General features: G+C 42.7%; 17 protein-coding genes. All 17 read right to left on the reverse strand.

Going from position 1 to position 23,321, the window contains the following annotated elements:
- Positions 1-69: 69 nt before the first annotated feature.
- The 17 genes from F9K33_03000 to F9K33_03080 all read right to left on the reverse strand — a co-directional run bounded on the left by F9K33_03000 (position 70) and on the right by F9K33_03080 (position 23,321).
- Positions 70-942 carry a homocysteine S-methyltransferase family protein gene (locus F9K33_03000; GenBank protein KAB2880943.1) on the reverse strand — a complete coding sequence of 291 codons (873 nt, stop codon included), beginning with the start codon at positions 940-942 and terminating at the stop codon, positions 70-72.
- Between the two features lie 70 nt (positions 943-1,012).
- Positions 1,013-3,712 (reverse strand): valine--tRNA ligase, encoded by a 2,700-nt coding sequence (locus tag F9K33_03005; protein KAB2880944.1) that lies wholly within the window; start codon positions 3,710-3,712, stop codon positions 1,013-1,015.
- Positions 3,713-3,808: 96 nt separating this feature from the next.
- Positions 3,809-4,402: a DNA-3-methyladenine glycosylase gene (locus tag F9K33_03010; GenBank protein KAB2880945.1), complete on the reverse strand. Its 594-nt coding sequence runs from the start codon at positions 4,400-4,402 to the stop codon at positions 3,809-3,811.
- The gene (locus F9K33_03015) at positions 4,392-6,206 is read right to left on the reverse strand and encodes a hypothetical protein (GenBank protein KAB2880946.1); all 1,815 of its coding nucleotides are present in this window, start codon (positions 6,204-6,206) and stop codon (positions 4,392-4,394) included. The genes F9K33_03010 and F9K33_03015 overlap by 11 nt, the downstream gene beginning before the upstream one ends.
- A 183-nt stretch (positions 6,207-6,389) precedes the next feature.
- Positions 6,390-7,169, reverse strand: coding sequence for an MBL fold metallo-hydrolase (locus F9K33_03020; protein ID KAB2880947.1), 780 nt, complete (start codon positions 7,167-7,169; stop codon positions 6,390-6,392).
- A 63-nt stretch (positions 7,170-7,232) separates the two neighbouring features.
- Positions 7,233-7,808 (reverse strand): orotate phosphoribosyltransferase, encoded by a 576-nt coding sequence (locus F9K33_03025; protein ID KAB2880948.1) that lies wholly within the window; start codon positions 7,806-7,808, stop codon positions 7,233-7,235.
- 17 nt (positions 7,809-7,825) lie between these two features.
- On the reverse strand, positions 7,826-10,504 hold the full coding sequence (locus F9K33_03030; protein KAB2880949.1) for a hypothetical protein: 2,679 nt from the start codon (positions 10,502-10,504) through the stop codon (positions 7,826-7,828).
- 26 nt (positions 10,505-10,530) lie between these two features.
- Positions 10,531-11,439 (reverse strand): arginase, encoded by a 909-nt coding sequence (gene rocF / locus F9K33_03035; protein ID KAB2881003.1) that lies wholly within the window; start codon positions 11,437-11,439, stop codon positions 10,531-10,533.
- 415 nt (positions 11,440-11,854) lie between these two features.
- Positions 11,855-13,552 (reverse strand): capsule assembly Wzi family protein, encoded by a 1,698-nt coding sequence (locus F9K33_03040; GenBank protein ID KAB2880950.1) that lies wholly within the window; start codon positions 13,550-13,552, stop codon positions 11,855-11,857.
- 200 nt (positions 13,553-13,752) lie between these two features.
- Positions 13,753-15,153, reverse strand: coding sequence for an undecaprenyl-phosphate glucose phosphotransferase (locus F9K33_03045; GenBank protein KAB2880951.1), 1,401 nt, complete (start codon positions 15,151-15,153; stop codon positions 13,753-13,755).
- Positions 15,154-15,290: 137 nt separating this feature from the next.
- Positions 15,291-16,220, reverse strand: coding sequence for a GDP-L-fucose synthase (locus tag F9K33_03050; protein ID KAB2880952.1), 930 nt, complete (start codon positions 16,218-16,220; stop codon positions 15,291-15,293).
- A 1-nt stretch (position 16,221) separates the two neighbouring features.
- Positions 16,222-17,229 (reverse strand): GDP-mannose 4,6-dehydratase, encoded by a 1,008-nt coding sequence (gene gmd / locus F9K33_03055; GenBank protein KAB2880953.1) that lies wholly within the window; start codon positions 17,227-17,229, stop codon positions 16,222-16,224.
- Positions 17,222-18,001 (reverse strand): WecB/TagA/CpsF family glycosyltransferase, encoded by a 780-nt coding sequence (locus F9K33_03060; GenBank protein KAB2880954.1) that lies wholly within the window; start codon positions 17,999-18,001, stop codon positions 17,222-17,224. Before F9K33_03060 ends, gmd begins: the two co-directional genes overlap by 8 nt.
- A 231-nt stretch (positions 18,002-18,232) precedes the next feature.
- Entirely contained in the window at positions 18,233-20,605 is a 2,373-nt protein-coding gene (locus tag F9K33_03065; GenBank protein ID KAB2880955.1) for a T9SS type A sorting domain-containing protein, read from the reverse strand.
- Positions 20,565-21,482 (reverse strand): glycosyltransferase, encoded by a 918-nt coding sequence (locus tag F9K33_03070; GenBank protein KAB2880956.1) that lies wholly within the window; start codon positions 21,480-21,482, stop codon positions 20,565-20,567. Before F9K33_03070 ends, F9K33_03065 begins: the two co-directional genes overlap by 41 nt.
- 16 nt (positions 21,483-21,498) lie before the next feature.
- Positions 21,499-22,635: a glycosyltransferase family 4 protein gene (locus F9K33_03075; GenBank protein KAB2880957.1), complete on the reverse strand. Its 1,137-nt coding sequence runs from the start codon at positions 22,633-22,635 to the stop codon at positions 21,499-21,501.
- A gap of 2 nt (positions 22,636-22,637) precedes the next feature.
- Entirely contained in the window at positions 22,638-23,321 is a 684-nt protein-coding gene (locus F9K33_03080; GenBank protein ID KAB2880958.1) for a class I SAM-dependent methyltransferase, read from the reverse strand.

Below are 23,321 nucleotides of genomic sequence, written 5' to 3' on the forward strand. Positions count from 1 at the left end.
TTAAATTATTTTACATTGACTACTCAATAGGATTATCTGCGTAAATTTGCGCCATCCGCGGGAAAGTGACTATGCTTCTATAAGACACTGAATATGTTTCGGTGTTGTTCCACAGCATCCGCCGACGACTTTCATTTGAAAGCGGTTGATCCAGTCTTTGACACGTTTTGCATAATCCTGCGCCGTTACATCAGATTCCGCCGTATATCCTTTTTTGAGAATGTTCGCATACCCGCCGATAGGTAAACTCGTCAGACTTCGAAGCGCTTCCAAATTTCTTTCCATCAAATTTACTTCAACGCAATTGATTAAAATGACATCGGGCTTGAAGAGTTCACAGCTTTCAACTGCGTTTTCTAAAGACTCACCGCTCAGCAGATGTTCCGGGTCTTTGCAGATGAAACTAACCAGAACGGGCAACTCCGTCTGTTTCGCATACTCCAGCGCGATGACCGCTTCGCGAATCGTGTTCATCGTTTCAATTAAAAAAATATCCACACCGGAATTATATAAATTATCAATGTGCCGGCGTTGCTCGTCGAAAAGTTCTTCGTTTGTTGGAACAAGTTCCGGCGAGTAACAATCCTCCACGGGCGCAACGGAACCGGCGATAAGAACCGGTGAGGTTACTTTTGATTCTTCCCGGGCAAATCGAACTTCATCAACGGCGATACGCGTCAAATCAAAGGCGCGCGGCTCCATGCTTTCCTTTTTTAACGCGCGGTAATTGGTGCGAAACGTGTTTGCGGTAATGATTTCCGCTCCCGCGCGAATGTAATCGCGATGAATCGATCGCAGAATTTGCCTCCCTTCGCGGCTCAGCAAAGCGACCGTTGACCACAAAGGCAATAGGGTCTTGACTCCACGCGCCTCGAGTTCACTACCCGTCGCGCCGTCAAGAATAATAATGGATGGCTGAGAGAGTCGCTCTGAAAAGGTCATAAATTGATAAGATTTGATATGAATAAAACGTATTCACATCTCTATCGAATTAGGGGGAGGAGCCGTGGCATTAACTCTTAAACTGTTCTAAACTTCCGCGTAACGTTTTTATCGTTTCGCGGAAATTCCGTAATTTTGCTTTTTCTTTTTCAATCACCTGTGGCGGAGCCTTGGCAACAAAATCCGCGTTATCAAGTTTTCTTGAGATGCCTTCTACCTGATTTTCCAACCGGGCAATCTCCTTGCTCAATCTCGCGCGTTCCGCTTCGGCGTCAATTATACCCTCGAGCGGAATGTACAATTCCACACCCGCCACCACCGCGCTGGCGGAATTTTTTGGTTTTTGAAGTGTTGCCACCGTGGTCATATTCTCCACACGCGCAAGATTCTTGATGTATGAATCTGCGCTATGCAGCAGCGCGGTCATTTGGTCATCATCGGTTACGATGAACGCATCGGTTTTTTTTGCAGGTGAAATATTCATTTCGGAACGGATATTACGAATCGACACAATAATATTTTGAATCTGTTCGAATTCTTTTTCTACCGCCGAATTCACTCGTTTTGAATCGGTCTTTTCCCATGCTTGCGTCATGATGCTTTCACCGTCTTTTCGCGGCGCCAATCGCTGCCAAATTTCCTCGCTAATAAAAGGAACGATCGGATGCATGAGTTTCATGATTCCTTCCATGAGATACAGCGCAGTGGACAGTGTCTGAATTTTTACTTCTTCGGAACCGTTATACATTCGTTCTTTGATCATTTCGAGATACCAGTCGCAGTAATCATTCCAAAAAAACTGATAAACGGAATTCATGGCCTCATGCAATTTGTAATTTTCCAATCCATCCGTTATGCCGGCAACTGCCCGATTGTATCGGCTCAATATCCAATGATCCGCCAGTTCCGTGATCTTGGATGCGTCGGGTAATTGCGGTTTCGCCTGCGGGCAATTTTCCATCTGCATTGCGATAAATCGAAATGAGTTCCATACTTTGTTTGAAAAATTTCTTCCGATCTCAAACTGCTTTTCACTTAAATTAATATCCTGCCCTTCTGCGCTCAAGTCAACGAGTGTAAAACGCAACGCATCAGCAGAATAGGTATTGATCACCGCGATCGGGTCGATGCCGTTGCCGAGCGATTTGCTCATCTTACGCCCTTTTTCATCACGTACAATGCCGTTAAAATAAACCTGCGTGAAAGGCGGTTTCTTCGTGAACTCCAGTCCTGCCATGATCATGCGCGCCACCCAGAAAAAAATGATATCCGGGCCGGTCACAAGCAAATTGGTCGGATAAAAATAATCCAGATTTTCTGTTTTTTTAGGCCAACCCATGGAGGAAAACGGCACTAACCAGGAAGAAAACCATGTGTCCAGTACGTCGTCATCCTGACGGATGTCTTCGATTTTGAATTTTAAATTCTTAATTCTAAATTTTTCGGCGGCATCTTCTCTCGATTTGGCCACAACCATTTCTCCCGAAGGCAAATAGTACGCAGGAATTCTGTGCCCCCACCAAAGTTGACGCGAGATACACCAGTCGCGAATGGATGTCATCCAATGTTCGTACGTCTTTATCCATTTCTCCGGATGAATTTTGATCTCGCCGTTTTGAACCGCCTCCAGCGCCGGTCTGGCGAGTTCATCCATTTTGAGAAACCATTGTTCCGATACCAGCGGCTCGATTGGAACATTTCCCCTCTGAGAATAACCGACACGGTTAAGATGATCCTCGATCTTTTCGAGAAAACCGAGTTGCTGCATTTCCTCTACGACTTTTTTACGCGCGGTAAAACGATCGAGGCCTTGAAACCGTTCCGGAACATTTTTATTCAGCGACGCATCCACATTCATGATGTTAACAAACTCTAACTGATGACGTTTGCCCATTTGAAAATCGTTCGGATCATGCGATGGCGTTACCTTAACGGCTCCGGTTCCAAATTCTTTATCTACGTAGGCATCGGCAAAAATAGGTATCTCCCGACCTACAATTGGAAGAATAACTTTTTTTCCATTCAGATGTTTGTAGCGTTCATCGTCGGGATGAACAGCCACGCCGGTATCGCCGAGCATGGTTTCCGGGCGCGTGGTTGCCACGATCATAAATTCGTCGGAGTCTTTCACAGGATATTTGAAATGCCAGAGTTTCCCATTCACCTCTTTATATTCCACTTCCTCATCGGAAATAGCGGATTGGGAAAACGGGCACCAGTTGACAATATAATTTCCTTTATAAATCCATCCTTTTTCGTAGAAATGAACAAATACTTCCAGCACGGCATCGGACAACGTTTCATCCATCGTAAACCATTCCCTGTCCCAGTCACAGGAACATCCCATTTTCTGCAATTGCCCGATGATACGCGCACGGTAAATTTCTTTATGTTTCCAAACCTCACCGACAAACGCGTCGCGTCCCATTTGCCGCCGGTCTTTTCCTTCGGATTTTAGTTGTTTCTCCACGACGGTCTGCGTCGCAATACCCGCGTGATCCGTTCCCGGTGACCATAACGTTTCGAACCCCTGCATACGTTTGAAGCGAACGTAAATATCCTGCACGGAATTATTATACGCATGGCCGATATGCAATGCCCCGGTTACATTCGGCGGCGGAATGACAATCGTGAACGGCTTTTTATTCTTATTCACTTCGGCGTGAAACAGACGGTGCTTCATCCAATAGGCATACCATTTATCTTCCACCGTTTTGGGATCGTATGCTTTCGGAATCTCTTGTGTTGTATTTTTGATCAAATCGCTCATTCATTCTCCGTTATAAATCAGTTCCCTTCTAATCGAGGCGCAATATAAAAAAAGTTTTTTCATTTTCAAACAGGATGTTCGGTTTGGCTTTCCAGCTTACAAAGCATTAAACTTGTTTTTAGTCACATAACTGTTGCCATGAATAAAGAAACGCCAGCGTTTGTCAACAGCATATTGAATGCCGATGCGAGGGGATCTTTTGATTCTGAAACCGGCGTAACCGTCATCAACAATGAACAAAGTGTTCCCCAAATAATCTTCCCCATTCAAAGCGAGATTGATTGACATCGCTTGGCATAATTTTCCAGGCCCGTTTGCGAGGTCTATTGTTTTTTCAATATGGCGCCGCTTTTTCATAACGCCGATTCCGTCCAAAGGTTCCAATGCCCGGATCAGGCAAGCCCCGGCAGTGCCGGTCCTTTCCGTCACTACATTCACGCAAAAATACATGCCGTAAATAAAATAAACGTACGCGTGCCCTGCCTCGCCGAACATGAGGATATTGCGCGGCGTTTTTCCCGGATGCGCGTGCGACGCCGGGTCGTCGGCATTACGATAGGCTTCAACCTCTACAATACGTCCGGAGGTTACCGTTTTACCTTTGATGCGAACAAGAATTTTCCCAAGCAGGTCCGGCGCCACATCAAGAGTAGGGCGGCTATAAAAAGAACGGGGGAGCTTAGCGGGCATGATTGGCGGATTTTTGCTTACCGAAATTAACGTTGATCTCGTCGAGAAGAAAATCGACCTGGTGCAGAAAGCGCTCCGACGCGCATCCGCGGCGCTTACATTCACGGCACGGTATCTTTAACTTACACTCCACGTCGTTTTTATGCGCAGCTTCAATTTCGCCAAAGGCTTCATATAATTCGCTTTCAATGGCTTCCATTTTCTGTTTGGAATTAGTTTCACTGATGAGTTTCGTCCATTTCATGCGAAGCATTTCCTCGAGGTCCTTGACACGTCCCAGAAATACGCTGATGGTGGCGCGCCATATCATGACGGCTTTATTCAGTATTTCCTCATCGACGTCTTCGGCTTTTTGATTCTCCTCTTCGAATTTGAAATTTTTCAAATCCAAAATATGCTGCACCATGCCTTGAATTTCTTCAATTTCACTGAAAACTTCTTTTTTCGTGTCTCCGTACAGGTCTGTAACAGAGTGATCAAAATGTTCGATCGCTTTTCGCAGCACGCCCTGCGTCACCGTCACCGCGCTCTGCTCCAGGTCATTGGATTCCTGGGCAAACTGCTGAAGATAGTTTAACGCAATGCGAAGGTTCTGCGCCGCTTCTTTTTCATTGTTAATTTTTGAATAATTGAGCGATTGAAAAATGACATCGAAATACGCATTGATGCTGACTTCGATTTCTTTCATTTTTTTATTCAGCTTTTCGGCTCCTTTGATCCGAATTTCCTGCGCCCGCGCCTGAATTTGTTTGTTCGGATGCCTTTCCAGCATCTTCAAAATCGTTACCGAAACATGGCGCGGAGTAGAATCGTCGCTCAGCAAATCAAATATATCATCCAATGACAAAACGTCCTGCGCAATATCGCTGACCGCTTCATCATTTTCCAAATGCATGTACACGATCACACTCAAATTGAAAAAGTCAGACGGATCGTCTTTACTCTTTTCGAGGGTCTTAAGTTTTCTCTCATTTAGGTCGGCGGTCAAATCCGCTTCAATTTCAATTTCTTCTTCCTCTTCCATCATTTTGCTGGTGTCTTTGGAAGTAAGAATGATCTTGACGGCGGACTGCATGATATCAAAAAACTCGTTGCCCAAAAGCGTCGGTTGCCTCTGCCGCATTAAATCTGCAAATTCATCGCTTTTAATTATTTTTTGCAGAAATTTGATCGACATCATGGAAATAACATTGGCGGCAGCTTGTCGGATCTGCGGATCTTCGTCAATAAGATACGAAAACAAAATGGCCGCATTTTCAATACTCAGGCTCTGGAAAGCCAACCCGTGAATTTCCCTCGCCTTGACAATGCGCCGGCTGCGGCGTTTCATCACACGTTGCGCCGTTTTTAATATCTTATCGTCTTCACGATCGATGTCGCGTTCCTTGATCAGATTGATATAATCCATCAGAACTTTTGTCGGAAGCCTTGGATTATTGAAGACAGCGTCCAATACCTCAAGGTTTTTTTCAAACAACAAAAATACCATGAGATTCTGGCATTCCGAATCGCGGGCAAATTTTAGTCTTTCCAGCTCGCTGAAATCAAGCACCTGAATGTAACGTCCGACGCGGGTCCAGAAGGTATCGTTCTGGATGGTCATTCGTAATTCAACCGGCTGATCCAGAAAGTTTCGGTAAACGTCGAGTTGATACGGCAGCGGCAAGCGGTAGTATTTGGTTAGAATTTCTTTCAGAGCCGCGCTTTCGGATTTCGACAGCTTCGCATCCGTTTGCTCCAACGCATCGGCCTGCGCGCGCAATGCAGAAAGTTCTTCCTGAGTTTGTAATAATGATTCGTCCATGAATACCTATAATAAAATAACATGCTTATCGGGTTGGCTCATAATAAGAAAGCCTGAGCAAAATCGAAGGCTGAATTTACTATACTTTGCCATGGTTCGACAAGCTTGTCCTGAGGCCTGCCGAAGGGCCCGCCATGACGTATGTGAGTAAACCCGATAGGCTCTTAAAATAAAGAGAAATTATCAGATAGAAACTAATTCACTAACCCTACTCTGATGTGTCATGATCAACGCGGGACAATTTAATTGTAAATTAGAAAAATGCGACCCGACGGTTTCCAATGCCAGTTTCGGCGAATTGTTTTCTGCGCTTAAATGGGCCAGAAAAACATGCCGTAACCGCACGCTCGTAACTTCGGCCAGCGTTTGCGCAGCTTGTAAATTGGAAAGATGTCCAAGTTTGCCTGCGATGCGTTGTTTCAAGGGCCACGGATAAATGCCTTTTTTCAGCATTTCTTCATCGTGGTTACATTCCAATACCATAACATCGCTGTTCTTGATCTGTTCCTTAACCAAGTTGGTGGCGTATCCCGTATCGGTCACAACGCTGATTTTTTTTTCTAAAAAGCTGAAACTGAATGCCATTGGATCAACGGCATCATGTGAGACCGCAAAAGGCGTTACTCTAATGTCGTTAATTTCGAACGCCGTGTCAAATACATTTACAGGATAATGCGCTGGAAGCTCCGAACTCACACGGAGATAGGTCTGCGCGTTTACATGAACCGTCGCTGTATTATTCTTGGCAAATTTCTTCAAACCGCTGATATGGTCAATATGTTCATGCGTGATGAATACATGCTGAATGTCTTTTGTGCTCACGTCAATGTCGCGCAGGCGATTTTCGACTTCATTGTAACGCAGCCCGGCGTCAACCAGAAAATGCACACCGCCCGCGCGGAGATAAACGCAGTTTCCTTTGCTTCCGCTTCCGAGAACGCAGATATAAAAATCAGACGGCATAATGTTTAATAGAAAAATTGATCATCTAAAAATTCACATGCAAAAATATTTAACATTTTTCATTTATAGCGTGCGGCTGCCGGGTTTGACGGCCGGAAGTTCGCCATTTTTACATAGCGGACATTCCCGCGGTTCGTATTTTACAACGTCCACGGACACGAGAGAATATTTCGGCACGCCGAATTCCACTTTTCCGTTACTTCGGTCGACCAAAAATCCCACGCCGATCACGTTGGCATTGGCGTCGCGGCATAACTGCACGACCTCTTTGATCGAACCGCCCGTCGTGACCACATCCTCAACCACCAGCACGTTTTCATCGCGTTTGATCTCAAAACCGCGCCGAAAACTCATTACGCCGTTTTCCCGTTCCGAAAAAACACACCGCGCATTCAATGTCCGCGCTACTTCATGGCCGACAATGATGCCGCCAACCGCCGGTGCCGCAACCGCATGAATTTTGTGGTCTTTGAAGAACATTGCGATCTCCGCGCACAAGATCTGCGCCCAATTCGGGTACTGCAATACCTTGGCGCATTGAAAATAATTAGGACTGTGCGCGCCCGACGTCAGGATGAAATGCCCTTCCAGTAGAGCGCCGCTTTTACGGAAAATATCGAGTACTTCGTTATCATTCAACGCCGACGATCCTCCGGTTATTCATAAGAATAATTTTTGCTGTCGTGAATTTCTTTTACGTATTCCATAATATTGAAAAAATCGTATTTCTTGGAGTATGAATAACTTGACGTAAAAATCAAGATCAGCCATAAGCCGCCATACACCACGACTACTTTTAACCACGAAACATCGTAGAGAATTTTGAGAATACGCATCAGACGAACGCAGTGCCAGAGGATCATGGCAAAAGAAATCCAAATGGAAAGATAAAGAAAAACGTCGACTTTCATTAAGCGCTGAAAGAGGATCACGCAGGGTATCAGGAATAAATAATGAGAACTGCTCCACAAACCCGCGATGAGCGACTGCTGGAATGACAGCGGTTTTAAAAAAACAAAACTAAGCAGTTTGATAATAACAGAAATGATCAGGAACGCAAAACAAAAAATGAACCAAAACTGAAATACAAACGCTTCCGGGCTCCATGCCAGTCCGTCTATCCAGCCTTTCAATGTATCGGCCACGATCCCGTTGGCCATCACTTCGTCAAATATCTGATGTCGGCGCAATTCGTAAAAAAGAATCGATAGATGAGAAGCCAGCGCAAGACTGCTGAGAAATCCGATCACAAGCGCCGGCCATACCGTGATAACACGGCTTTCACGAATATCGCTGTAAAAACTTAAAATTTTCGTGATCGATCTGAAAACACTGTTCTTGAATTTTCCGCTTTGACGGTAAAAACTTATAAATACGATAACAAGCAGAAGGCCCATTAACGGATATGTTTTGGGATAAATGGTCTGATACGACCCTATTGCGATGGCATCGAACTTGTCATCACTGTAAACCGATTTGGCAATGTCATAAGCAAATCGATCTTTGCGGTCATAGGTGACAAGGCCGGAAGTGTAAATAGTCGCGTCGTAATGCGGATTAGCGTGAACATAAGGCCGGTTCACGGAAAAGTCATTATAGGAACGAATGAGTCCGCCCGCAACTTTCCATTCATCAAGTTTCTTGTACATATCCACTATGTGTTTGGCCTGGAACTTGGTCGACATCGGGTCGCTGTAGCCGTTCTGATTGTTAGAAAATATCTGAGCTCCATACAAGCAGATCACTGCACGGTTGGGCCATCGCGATAAGCTTCTGTTGATAAATGAATTGATCCAGAGAGGATTATTTCCGCGAATATCCAAATTGATAATATCGACATTATCGAGATACGTGTCCTGGCTGCCAAGTACCGAAGTGTAAAAAATAGGACGATCATCCAGCGTTCGTATCCATTGGGTCAGAGTTGAGAAATAATCCAACGACGCCTTCTGACTGTGATCCGATGCGCTGCCCACGCCCCATGCAATAATACACGGGTTCATCCGGTCATACTGAATCATGGACTTGAAATAGCTCTTCAGGTCTTCCACATAGGCCGGCTGCTGAATGACATTAGTAGTCAGACTATGCAGCGGCGCTTCGTACATAAGGTACATGCCATATCGGTTGCATAGTTCTATAAAATAGGGATGCGGCGGATGATGCTTAAAGTAAATAGTATTGGCTCCCATTTTCTTGATCTTCTGAATATCCTGCTCCATCACCGCATAAGGGATGCTGTTTCCCGTTCCTGGAAAATCTTCATAATAAACCACGCCTTTGATACTTAAAGGCTGTGCGTTAAATAACAAATACTGCTCATGCGCCTCGGACCTGGCAATTCCGAGCTGCGTGGAAACCTGATCCACCATCTCATTTCCGATCATGATGGAAATAATGAGTCGATAACGGTAAGGATTTACCGTCGCCCAAAAAATAGGTTTCTCTATGGTAAAACGAGTGTCAAAATTTGTAAAATTCGTAACCGAAACCACATTTTCCTGATTCAATTCTCTAATCTTCGGTATTTCCCAGACATTACGGTAGCGTTTGTATCGATTCGTATAAACAGGTTCAGGGTCTTCTTCATTAAATATTTCTATAAGATAACGGACATTCTCGTTTTTATTAATAATTCCCGCGACTCCGGATGTGTCCTTGATCTGAAAGCCAAAATCATAATTGCGCAATTGTAAATTCAAAACCATATCGCAGCTTCTTTGATCCGCTGCGATTTCGTATGCAACATGATATTTGCTTATAGCTAATTTAGGCGTCGCGATGAGAAATATTTCTCTGAAAATCCCGCCGTATAATTTTGGTTGGAGCGTTCTGGCATAACGCGGTATACCCGTGCGCGAGTCCAAACGGCTGTCTACGACAATTTCGATCGTGTTGGGTTCTTCCGCATGGATCAGCGTTTCATCAAGATCTATTTCCGTATGCAGATAAGCGCTGTTGACATTGGCGATAAAGTCGCCGTTGATGCGTATCTCGGAACGAAAGTTGATGCCAAAGCTGACCAAACGAAAGTGCTTGTTTCTGAATTCGGGCCCCGGAGTAAATGTTTTTCTGTAAATCACTTTCCCTTCGTAATCGTAATTACTGGGAACATTGATCGAACGGGTAACGCCGTCGATGGTGATGGTCCATTCACCGGACAGATCAAGCAGCAGTCGCTGCTCCGAAAGAGATAGATGGTTTATCAACAACTGTTCATCATATCCGTTTTTATCGCCATAAAAACGAATATCATCTTCAGCGCGCGCTAATGAACCAAGAATCAAGAATGGAATTAAAATAATAATGAGCAACTGCGGATAAAAGCGATGCATATTCAACAGAGTCCTCTCTTTGCAAGTTAGATGATTCTTTTTCCGAAAAACGAAGCCATAAGCTCTACCCCGATCTTGGCGGTTTGATTTTTCGTATCGAGAATCGGATTGGCTTCGACAAATTCGGCAGATACTACGCGTTTACAATTATGCAGCGATTCCATCACATAATGCGCCTCGCGGTAGGTCAGGCCTCCATGAACCGGAGTTCCGACTCCGGGTGCTACCGACGGATCAATGCTGTCGGCATCAAAACTAAGATGGATACCGGCCGTGTCCCCGGATGCGATTTGAATGGCCTTTTCAATAATGTCATGAATACCTTGTTCGTCAATATCCCGCATGGTAAAAACGGTCACGCCCATTTCACGGATATGGTTGATCTCACCCTGATCCAGCGTCCGGATACCCACCAATACCGTGTTGGACGGATCAACCTTAATAAAACTTCCTCCAACCGAAGTTAATTTAGGGTGGCCTACGCCCATGGAAATAGCGAGCGGCATCCCGTGAATATTTCCTGATGGCGACGTTTCCGGTGTATTCATGTCCCCATGCGCATCTACCCAGATAACCCCGATTTTCTTATGTTGTTTTCTGAAATGAGAAGACACCCCGGCTAAGGTTCCAATGGCAATCGAATGATCGCCGCCCAGGATCAGAGGAAATTCGTGATCGTGAAAACTTTTTTCAACCGCATCCGACAGCGTGGTTACGGCCCTGACGATCTCATTGAGATATTTGAGACGTTCATGGCCTATTCTTAGAATTTCCGGGGTTTTCGATACGATATCCCCGCTATCCTTGACGGTATAACCTAATTCATTTAGACGTTCCCTTAGGCCAGCGATACGCATGGCCGAAGGACCCATATCGGTTCCGCGTCTTCCTGCCCCCAAATCCAAAGGAACACCGATTAACCGTATTGTACGCATCATGAACCTCTATGGGTTTATGTTCTCTTAAACGGTTTATTAGAAATTATTCGAGAAATTGTTTAGGATGTAGAAATTAAGAATGAAATATTAGAATGTAAAAATACAAATCAAAAAGTTAAAAAATAGAATCCGCAATATTTTTTCATGAATTGATAGCCATTTAAATTTCATACAAAGAACTAATATTTTAATATTTTATTTAGATAACTCCCACAAAAACTTCACGGAATGAAGTTAAGACATTGGGTTTTTTGATATTTAATTTGTCATTTTGATTTTTGACTTTTAATTTTTACGTAAATGACAATGTCTTTAAAAGCCTAAATACTTTCATGTCCACAAAGAACTTCCCTCGATAAATAACCTCTGAATTGATTTACTTTTTGGAGTGTGTAATATATTCTAACAGAGTCTAATAATCAAGCTTATAGCCCATAAGAAAGCGGTTTTGTATAGCAGTGCGATTTCGAATATGTTCAAAACCCTGAATGTGTGTCCACTGATAGATCAAGTACAAATATTGTTGGCGAAACGTTTCCCATTGGAATTGGGTGGAAATAATATTTTTGGTTTCATTAATGCCCTGCAGAAACGTTTTGTTTTGTTTTCCGGGTGTACCTGCATCCACGAACCCGTCCTCATAGCCAAATACTTCTATATTACCATTGCCGTGACGCAATAATTCATAATTTAATCCAAAAAATAGTTTTCGCATCGGACGATATCTGATTTCGAAAAAATAGTCATCGGAATTGGGCGGAAGGGACGACCCAATACTGGAACGAAAATGGGCATAGTTAAGAAGGCCGTATTTGTGAGAATAAACGTACGGTTCGATTCTGGAATATTCAAACCGGAAATCGGTATCCTGCACATTAAACGGCTCAACCCAATAAACGCCGGCCATTACGGCCCAAGTTTGCTTCCAATAAGTAAATGGATTTCGGACAGTAGTAAAATCGTCAAGGTATAATGCAGCGTAGGCCTTGACGTTTGGAACCATAAAAGCAGTCGCGTCAAAACTCATCGTATTATTGTCTTTATCTCCGAGATATTGTTCTGAAATATGATACGGAATGATAGGGTTCAAATACTGAATTTCAACGTCCCGTCCACCGTATATCACGCTTTCATTACCTGCCAGAAAGAACCAGGGCAAAGCTTTCCATTCCAGCCGGTGCGCCACGATATACTTCCTATCGCTGGCATCTCCTGCGCCGTTATAGACAAGTGGTTTACTCCGGAGCCAACCGTGCAAATAAGTGAACTTAAGTCGATCAAACGTGACGTCCAACCTTAAATTATCAAAAGCGCCTGCATTTTCGGATAGAAATAAATTGGAGTGTTTTCCGGGGCCAATAATAATAGGATCTTTCCCAAATTGAAGTCGAAACCATTTTGGCTCAATGACAAGATAGGCGTTTGCGTTTAGGGAATATACGTTGTCACTTGATGGATTATAATTTATTACGCCACCCTGGCTGCTTTCGCCAAAACGATAAGCCTTGTCCGATCCTTTGATTAGCGTGCTGGAAAAATCTGAATAAAATGCAATGGTATTTTTTAATACGCCGCGCACACGCCCGGAAGCACGAGTAAAGCTAACTGCTTCATTTATTGTGTCTTCCTGCCCTCCATACCGGTTGATATCCACCGCCTGTTCAAGAATAGCATCTCCGAGAACATAACTCATGCCGCCAGAAATATCCGGTTCAAAATCGATAATGTGTTTTTCAATTTCGTCAACCGAGACATCATTGCTCGTCTGTTTCAATTCAAAATGAAATTCGCCTTTGAGTTTTTGAAAGAGCCCCATTTCCGATCGGGAAAGTAACAGCGGGTTATTGGTTAACTTTTCGTCTAATTCAATGATGATTTTTAGAACGGTATTACGGGTATACGGTTTATTGCGTAATTCGATGGACGGAGCAATGACATTCTTCGCCTCGAGTTTTTCTATGAAATCATATACAAAATGATATAGTGGAAGATTGACTGACGGAGTGGTTTTACCGCTTTCTGAAATGATGTTTTCCTGACCTTGGCCTAACAGAGAAAGTGTGCAAAGAAACATCAAGAATCCGGATACAGACCGTTTAATTTTGAACAAGTAATTAACTCCTAAGAATTACTATCCGTTTTAACGCTTTGCGTTATTCTTTGAGAATCTTTTTGGAATTAAGCGCAACTAAACCATAAAGAATCCTGTGGCGTATCTATCACCGCTCCTGGAGCCCAATATGTTTTCCTATGGAAAAAAAATAGATTTTAAAGAATCACGGGAGCTTACAATTAAGCTGCCGACATCACCTAATATCCCTTCGTGTCCCACTTGAGCATTTGCCAGACTGTCATGAATATGATTTCAACATCAAGGGAAAAAGACCAGTTTTCTATATACCAAATATCATGATTAACGCGTTTTTGCATCAAATCCGGATCTTTAGTTTCTCCGCGAAACCCATTCACTTGCGCCCATCCGGTAATTCCCGGTTTCACAAGATGGCGCAGCATATAATTATCTATAATGTTTTTCGATTCCATATTAAGCGGCGTCGGATGCGGACGCGGACCGACAACGGACATTTGCCCTTTTAAAACATTCCAGAATTGCGGAAGTTCGTCCAAATTGGTCTTACGTAGAAATTTTCCAAGCGATGTGATACGCGGGTCGTTCTTAGTAGCCTGTTGGTATTTTCCTTCGCTGTTGGTATCCCGACTGTCTGAAACCATGGAGCGGAATTTGTAACAAGTAATTTTTTTGTTATTTCGCCCCCATCGCTCTTGTTTAAAAAATACCGGCCCCTTCGAAAACAACTTAATAACTATTGCAATTAACGGAACAAGCCATGAAAGAAAGAATACGATCATAACAAGCGAGAATAGGGCGTCGAACGCACGCTTTAAGACATACCAATGCATCTCGTCTAACTTATCTTTCCGAACTGAAATAACCGGAAACCGGTCAAACATGGTGATCTCAAACTTGTCGGAAATAAATCTGAAATAATCCGGAATGATCTTGACACGTGTGGTATGACTGGTACACGTTTTTATAACCTCGTCAATTTTTTCAACCGCATAAGCCGGCAACGCAATAATCACATCATCGACCGGGTGATCGGTAAGCATTTTTTCCAGTTGATCTATGGTTCCAAGATATTGGCCATTGAGCGATGTTTTGCTGTGATCATCCAAAAACCCGACAAGTCTGTAACCAAAATGCGGATTCGTAAGAATGGATTCATGAAAACTTTGTCCAACTTCTCCTGCGCCAATAATAAGAATATTTCTTAAATTTCTTCCGCGCTTTCGAAGCAGATACAAAAATCCTCTTAAAAGAAATCTTTCAAATGTCACAAGACTGAGCGACCCGATGGCGTACATTAAAACAAATGAGCGAGATAACGGATGGTTTTTCATTAAAAACAAGATCAGAATCGCCGCAATTACTTGTATTAGTACGTTCTTGATCAAACCGATAAATTCAATTCCAAAAGAACGGGAGCGGAATTCATCATACAAATTCGTTATACGCGCTGAAAAAAACCAGATAAGTATCAATGAAAAGGAAAGAAAATAGTCGCGAGTGGTAAGTTCAATGGCATTGCGGGTTGCAAAATAGTTTGCAGCTGATATAAAGGCTATGAGGATGGCCGCTATATCTGCAGTGAATCGAAATACATAGAGAGACTTGCGATGAATATGCATAAGAAAACTACAGAATTCAATTTAAGCTAAATCATCGAGACTCAAAACTCAATGCCATGTCTTTGTAGAATCTGAAAAAGATTATACAGCTATTGCAATGGTAATGTAGAAAAAAAAAATATGAAATGGAATCTATTTTATTGGATATGATTCATATACCAACTTATTGTCTTTCGTAATCCCTCTTCCAAAGTAGTTTTTGCCTTCCATCCCAATGAATTTAATTTTGAAACATCCATCAATTTTCTTGGCGTACCATCCAGCTTGGTGGTATCAAAAATCAATTTTCCTCCGTATCCTATCAACTTCTTAATTAATTCAGCCAGATTTTTGATTGAAATTTCTTCTCCGACGCCTATATTGATAAATTCATTCCCAGAGTAACTGTTCATCAGAAAAACACAAGCGTCAGCCATGTCATCAACATAGAGAAACTCCCGCAAAGGCACACCGGAACCCCATATAATCACAGAAGGCTCATCTTTGGTTTTAGCTTCTATGAATTTACGAATAAGAGCCGGTAATACGTGTGCATTCTGCAAATCAAAATTATCATTCTCGCCGTATAAATTTGTCGGCATCACGGATATGTAGTTAGTCCCGTATTGACGATTGTATGACTCACATAATTTGATACCGGCTATCTTAGCAATCGCATAAGGCTCGTTTGTCGGCTCCAAGGTACCGGTAAGTAAGTAGGACTCTTTAAGAGGTTGAGGCGCTAATCTCGGGTAAATACAAGAGCTCCCCAGAAACATTAGTTTTTTGACTGATGTGATATAGGATGACTCGATTATATTGTTCTGGATCTTAAGATTCTTGATCAAAAAATCGGCGCGATACGTGTTGTTGGCGTGGATTCCGCCGACCTTCGCCGCGGCCATAAAAACAAATTCGGGATGTTCATCTTCAAAGAACTTACTGACCGCGTCTTGTTTTTCCAGGTCCAATTCTGCATGGGAACGCGTAACCAGGTTTATGTAACCGTCCGCTTCAAGTCGACGCACTAAAGCTGATCCGACTAAACCGCGATGCCCGGCAACAAATATCTTTGAGTTTTTTTCCAAGCTATCTCTTAATTTTGATTTTGTGAATGCGTTCAAGTAGTTCTATGTCAGCCTCCACCATTAAGTGGACCAATTCTTTGAATGATGTCTTAAACTTCCAAGGTAGTTTGCTTTCTGCCTTGGAGGCATCCCCTACTAACACGTCGACTTCACTTGGTCGAAAATAAATCGGGTCGATTTTGACAAATTCCCGGTAATCCCGACCAACATAATGAAATGCTTCATCTAAAAATTCTCGTACCGTATGAGTCTCACCTGTTGCAATTACGAAATCATCAGCTTTTTCCTGCTGCAGAATGAGCCACATAGCTTCCACATATTCTTTTGCATATCCCCAGTCGCGCTTAGCATCCAAATTTCCAAGATATATACTATCCTGCATTCCTGCCAGAATATGAGCGAGCGCTCGGGTTATCTTTCTGGTCACAAAGGTTTCCCCTCTGCGCGGAGATTCATGATTGAACAAAATCCCGTTTGCAGCAAACATGTTGTATGATTCACGGTAGTTGACCGTTAGCCAGTACGCATAGACTTTGGCGGCACCGTAAGGGCTGCGTGGATAAAACGGTGTTGTTTCTTTCTGAGGAATTTCCTGAACCAGACCGTACATCTCGGAACTGGAGGCCTGATAAAACTTGGTCTTTGGATTGATCATACGAGCCGCCTCCAGAATACGTGCGGTTCCAAGTCCGGACACATCACCTGTATATTCCGGAATATCAAATGAAACACGCACATGCGATTGCGCCGCTAAATGATAGATCTCCTCTGGTTCGATCTGATGGATCAGTTTGATTAGGTTTGCGGAATCAGCTATATCCCCGTAATGAAGGAACATGCTTACGCCGTTGACGTGTGGATCCTTATACAGGTGGTCGATTCGGTCGGTATTAAATGTTGAGGCACGGCGAATAATACCATGCACTTCATACCCTTTTCCAAGCAATAATTCTGCTAAATAGGACCCGTCCTGCCCTGTGATCCCAGTTATGATGGCTTTTTTAGTCAACTTTTTTTTTCCTCTTATTTATTAGTGTTAAGATTAACTGTAACAAAAAAAAGAGAACAAATCGAGGATTATGATATAGGTAACGCTTCCACAATCGCCGCGGTTCACTGATAAGCCGAAACATCCATTCCATTCCGATTAGCTGTAGCCATTCGGGAGCTTGAGGCTTCTTCTTTGCAATAAAATCAAAAGCGGCACCTACTCCAATTAATACGGCAGGAAATGATTCCGTATGTACTGCCATCCATTTTTCCTGTTTGGGGCAACCAAGCCCTACAAATAAAAGCTTTACCCCGGATTCAGTTACATCCTGAGCCACCAGGGTCTCTTCATCATGCGTCAGAGGTCTGAATGGCGGACTAAATTTATATACGACCTTTAATGAAGGCAATGATTTTTTTAGTTGGTCTGTCATCGATTGAAGAACTTCGTGAGTTCCTCCATAAAAACCCACAGGAATTCTCCGGCGCGCAGCTTCGTTACACAATTCCATTGTTAGTCGGGGCCCATAAACGCGCTCAGCATTTTTGATACCTAACAATTTTAATACCCAAACAAGCGGCACACCATCCGGCGTCACTAGCCCAGCATGATTAATGATTTGCTGAAATTCAGAATTATCGTACGCCTCCATCACCATGTGTACATTGGCTACACACACGTACGTTTTCTTTTCATTTAAGATAAGACGAAAAATAGTGTCAACCGCTTGCCGATACGTAGTAAAGTCAACACGCATACCAAGTATAGAGCGATATAACTCATGATCCATAAGGCCCCTTGGGTTTTGATGCTTTACTCTGTAACTGCTAAAAGTAGCACGCTGTGGATTTCAAAATGACATCCGAAATATATTCCGGTTTAAATTTTAACAACTATTTGAGATTGGCGGATACCACGCACGAAGGTCGTTTTCCCTGGCGTGGTTCGGTGAACAAATCGCGCTTTGGTTCCCGAAAACTACGATCTCGTTTTCAGCTTTATTCTTTTACTCTACTGGATCTCATTTTACGAAAATAAATTTCCGCATTCGAATGCTTCGTGATTGATCGTTGAAGGTAGCCATTACCCGGCAAAAATAAATTCCGCTACTAATTTCATTCCCAGAACCATCGCGGCCGTTCCATCTTAATGAGTGGATTCCCTCATTGAATTTTCCCGAATGCAAATTCAAAATCTTTTGTCCAAGAATGTTATAAACCTCCGCACGGATTGTTGCTGGCTCTTTCAGAAAGAAAAATAATGACGTGGACCCATTAAACGGATTCGGATAACTCTCATTAAGAACAAATTTGTCTAATAAACTGTAGTCAGTCTCTTTCGTCGAATCAAATCCCGTAAAATTAACTTTTAGAAATACGGATTGGGTATCCGCATTACCCAAGGAATCCGATACTTGGAATGAGACCTTGAATTTTCCAATATCATCACGCGATGGCCGACCTTTTAGCAATCGATTGGTTGAATCATACGATATCCAATCTGGTTTCTCTATAAAACGAAACTGAAGACTATGACCATAGTAATTTACGGCCGATACCGGATAAGCCCACGTTTTATAGGTTGACAAGACCGTGTCAGGCTGAGAAATGATCTTGGTAACAACAAATCTGACACGAACCTCCATCGAAGTAGTGTCTAAGTCATTGCGAACGTACACACGAACTTTTTTAAGTTGCCCGTGACGCATCTCTTTAGGTTTGAAAGTATAAAAATAGCGATTGGATACAACAGTTCCATCCTCTGTCCAATAAGTCAACATTCGCTTTTTGTTATAATCTTCTGACCTAATTTCAAACATAAGTGAATCACCAGGATGCACTTCATAATCGAGCTGCCTTGAAATTAAGGTGTCCTTATATACATAAGTCTGTTTTGGTTTGTTTGGATAAAATGCTACAATATCAGGAGGAAATCTATTGTCAATAAAATGATTTAGGACCGTTTTGGTGATTGATTGAACATTTCTGTCTTTAACTAATCCATGTGCCCAATTTGTAGTAGCTCCATTGAATGTAGCGCCGCCATTATCATTAAAAAAAATACCCATAGTTGCATAACCCCGGCGCGTGCCGTCAAAATTCATTGCAGGATGAATACCCAGTATTCTAAAACGGTAGGGTCCGATAAACCCTGATGGGAAACCATCGTTCCAATAAATTTTTTTATACCCATCAGTTTCATATCCAACAATCGCGTTATCGCGACCTAACGTGTCGAGCGATAGTAGTTTTGTGTCTTCAAATATCCAATGACCCGCATTAAATATAACGTAACCACCGTACCCGCTGTCGGCAGGCAAAATTCGAATATTATTATCTACGTAATTCACAACACCGCCTTCTTCCCAATTGACGCCGGTCAGCTTATTGGAGTATCGATTGAGCGGAGGATAAGGCCATCGGCCTGTCACAAGGCTGTCCTGTACGTGATAGAGAGGATCCAAAACCGGATCTTTATAACAAACTATCGTATGAAAATCATTTTCATATCGCACCTGCGTCCAGCATGTGTTCCCGCTGAGTATAACGATTTTACCCCCTTGCGATAAGAAATACTCGGCCTTGTTTCGCATTCCTATAGACCAGTATTCACTGTGCCCGACGATCAAAACAACTTTGTAACGATCTAAAATATTCTGTGTCGAATCCAAGTCCGTATCCGAACAGTAATCCACTTTATATTTATTTTTTTCTAACCAGCTTCCGGCAATTGCTTCCCAGCCACTTTTTGGTGCGTACCGGTTCGGATCACGATTATACGGAACATCGGTAAAAAATCCGTCGCCCAAACCGCCGTAGGGCCTTTGAAATGACATTTTATAACACCTTTTGCCGGAAGTGGAATTATAATCGTAACCACTTTTCCCGCCAAAATTGTTGTAGAGCTGATAGGTGTTGGTAGATATAACAAACAAAATGTCATTTTGCATTGCAGGGTTTTTTACAATAAAGATTACACGCTTCTTAATATTAGTTAATGTGGAAAATTCTCCGATGTACACGCCGCTTTTCCATGATGGAGGAATTACAAGAGACAGCGTCGTATCCCAGCCACATCCATACCAGTATGCGCTGTCTGGGACTGCCTGAATTTTTCCGACTACATTTGCAATAACCTGAATTGGATTTAGATCTACCTGAGGGTAATACAATTTCAATTCAAAAAGCGGTATATCAATCGAAATAGATACATATACGGTATCCCCAGGATAATAACTGACCTTATCCGTGTACCCGCCCAGTTTATCGATGAAACTGTTTTGAGCGGCAAGCGAACTGAAGGTTAATAACAGCACTGCTATAAGTTTTTTCATAAAAAAATCAAGTAAAAGATTAGGATTGTGTTTGCAAGGCTTTCCATTTCCTATGCACATACAACCACGTTCGCGCCGGACTTAAGAGCATTGCTCCGAAAAGACTTAGGTACCCTGAAATAAATTGCTGATTCAGTAGTTTTGTAATGCCGGCTCGGTATAAAACAACCGCTGCTATATCGAAGGATAATAATATTCTTGAAAAGAATTTCTCTTGATATTTATTTTGTGGATATTTTTCTTTGTAAATAGATGCGTATTTTCTTCGGATGACCTCATATTGAGATTGTGGTTTAATCAGATTTTTTGCAGTCACACTATTTGTATGGAGCCTTATGGAATACAAAATATCCGGTAAGTTGGCCAACTCCCCCTTCAATCCCATATTAAAAAATAATTCGTAATCTTCCGCGGGCCAAGTATGATATCCTCCTACCTCTTTTATGGCTGCCGTTCGAGCCAAAAAAGTAGGATTGATCAAAGCGCTGCGACGGCGTAACATTGCCTGAATTATCAAATTGTTTTTTGTTGGCATATGTACGGGCCAGCCTTCGCGTTGTCCATCCGCAGACAAATGCATAGCGGATGTCCCTACCAAAACACATTTCGGATGATCTTTTAGATATCTAACCTGAAGCTCGTATTTCTCCGGGTGACACCGGTCATCGGCATCCATACGTGCAACAAATTCCGTGTCGACAGACTGCAATGCTTTATTGAACGAGACGACAACTCCGAGGTTATCTTGTTCGATCAGGCGAATACGGGGATCGGACAAAGTACGAAAATAGTCTGCTGAAGCATCTGTCGATCCGTCATTAATGATTATGATCGAAAGATCTTTGAATGTTTGTGCAAGTATAGAATCAACGGCCTCCTTGACATAAGGCCAGGCATTGTAGGAAGGTAAAATTACCGTAAGTAGCGGGGTTCCCATTTCAACAACTTCAATTCTAAATCAATACCGAACGGATAGCATCTGTATACCCTTTGGCCATTTGGTCATAATCCCAGCGGCTTATTCGCTCTTTAATATAAGTCTCCATCTTTAAATGTAAGCTTTCATCGGTTAAGATGCAACGTATCCCTTCTGCCAGCTTTTCAGAATTTTTTTCCGGGACAATAAATCCGGTTTTACCGTCCTCCAAAAGACCCCCAACAGCGGCACCTACGGCGTCCGTTGCCACTACTGGGCAACCCTGATTCATTGCTTCGTTAATGACCAAACCCCACGTTTCCTTTACCATTTTAGTGGTAACAGACGGCAATACAAATACGTCGCCGATTGCATAGTAGCGATACAGTTCAGAATTTAACACATAGTCGACAAGAAAAACATCCTGTATGCCTTGTTCACGGATCTCCTTTACAATTTGTACTTTGTAAGTGCCGTCTCCAACAATTAGCAAAGCTGCGTCTACACTTTGCTTCAATTTAACATACGCCTCCACCAAATATTCAAGCCCTTTCTCAGGAGAAATACGGCCCACGTATAAGATCACTTTCTTGTCCCCTATTCCCAATCTTTTTCTTATCAATTTTTTTTCTTCAGAATCGACGGGTTTATTGAACAAAGCATTATTGACAGCCAAAAAACCTACGAATATCTTATTCGGTTTTACGCCGAGCTCGATAAGATATTTTTTGACATGCTCACCGTAAACGATCACTGCGTCTGAATGCGTATAGATATACCGGACTAGAGGAAAGGTAAGGCGATGCACCAAACTGCCGGGATGCATCCATAGCCCTGTCACTAAAATAAAAGGTCTCCCCAGCAACCGAGCAATGAGGTACGTAACAGGCAAAACAAATTTACCATTGATGCATTTGATAAAAACGGAATAGCCCCCGAGAAACAGCCTTGACGGGAGGCCTGAAGTAATGAGAAGTCCTCTGAGCATATTAAATCCCCTTAATTGTATTGCATTAAAACGGCCGAATCCCCGATCGTGTTTTTTTTCAGCATACCATTCGTTCCCTTCTGAAAAAAAATAAAAGTCTGCATTGTGCTGAGACGCTATTTTTTCATATAACCCGACACGATAATGACTGCAAACGTTCGTAATGTAAGCTATTTTCGATGTCATGCCTAAGGCTTCCTCGCATGAATAATTATACTGTCTCCCAAAGTCATAGGTATGACCAGGGCAGGAATCCACAATTTATTTTTGATGTGGATACCATCTGTACGCTCAAGAACAATGTCGAAACCAGCACGTTTGAGCAAGGATGATAAAACTCTAAAATTAAAATCGTGAATGTGTCCATGACCTTGAGGCGCTACTTCGTCGATACCATACATCAAATCGGCATGGGATGCCAATGCCGGGATACCTCCGAAAAACCACTTAATGCGTCTCAATGCAGAAACCATATTGGGCGTGCTGATTAACAAACTGCCGCCTGATTTTAGAACTCGAAAGATTTCAGAAGTAAATTGCCGGCTCGTGTACAGATGTTCAATAATATCACCTGCGATACAGATATCGAGATAATTACTTTCCATGTTGAATGGTTCTTCAAGATTCATCAGTATGTCCGGCATATTCTCTGGATTAACATCTACATTCAGTACTCGGTTAGCGCTTGTATCCACGCCTTCGGATATCGCATAATTTGCTTGTCTTCCTATGATGTTCTCCTTGAGTTTATTAATGGATTGCGCCCCAAAATCAGCAATAACTAAACCGTGCCTCCCACTGACTAAATGGTGAAGCATCGATCGCATAATAAGTCGGCGGGATTGATTATAACGTTCTCCCCATGGAATCAT

Source organism: bacterium (assembly GCA_008933615.1).
Classification (GTDB): domain Bacteria; phylum CLD3; class CLD3; order SB21; family SB21; genus SB21.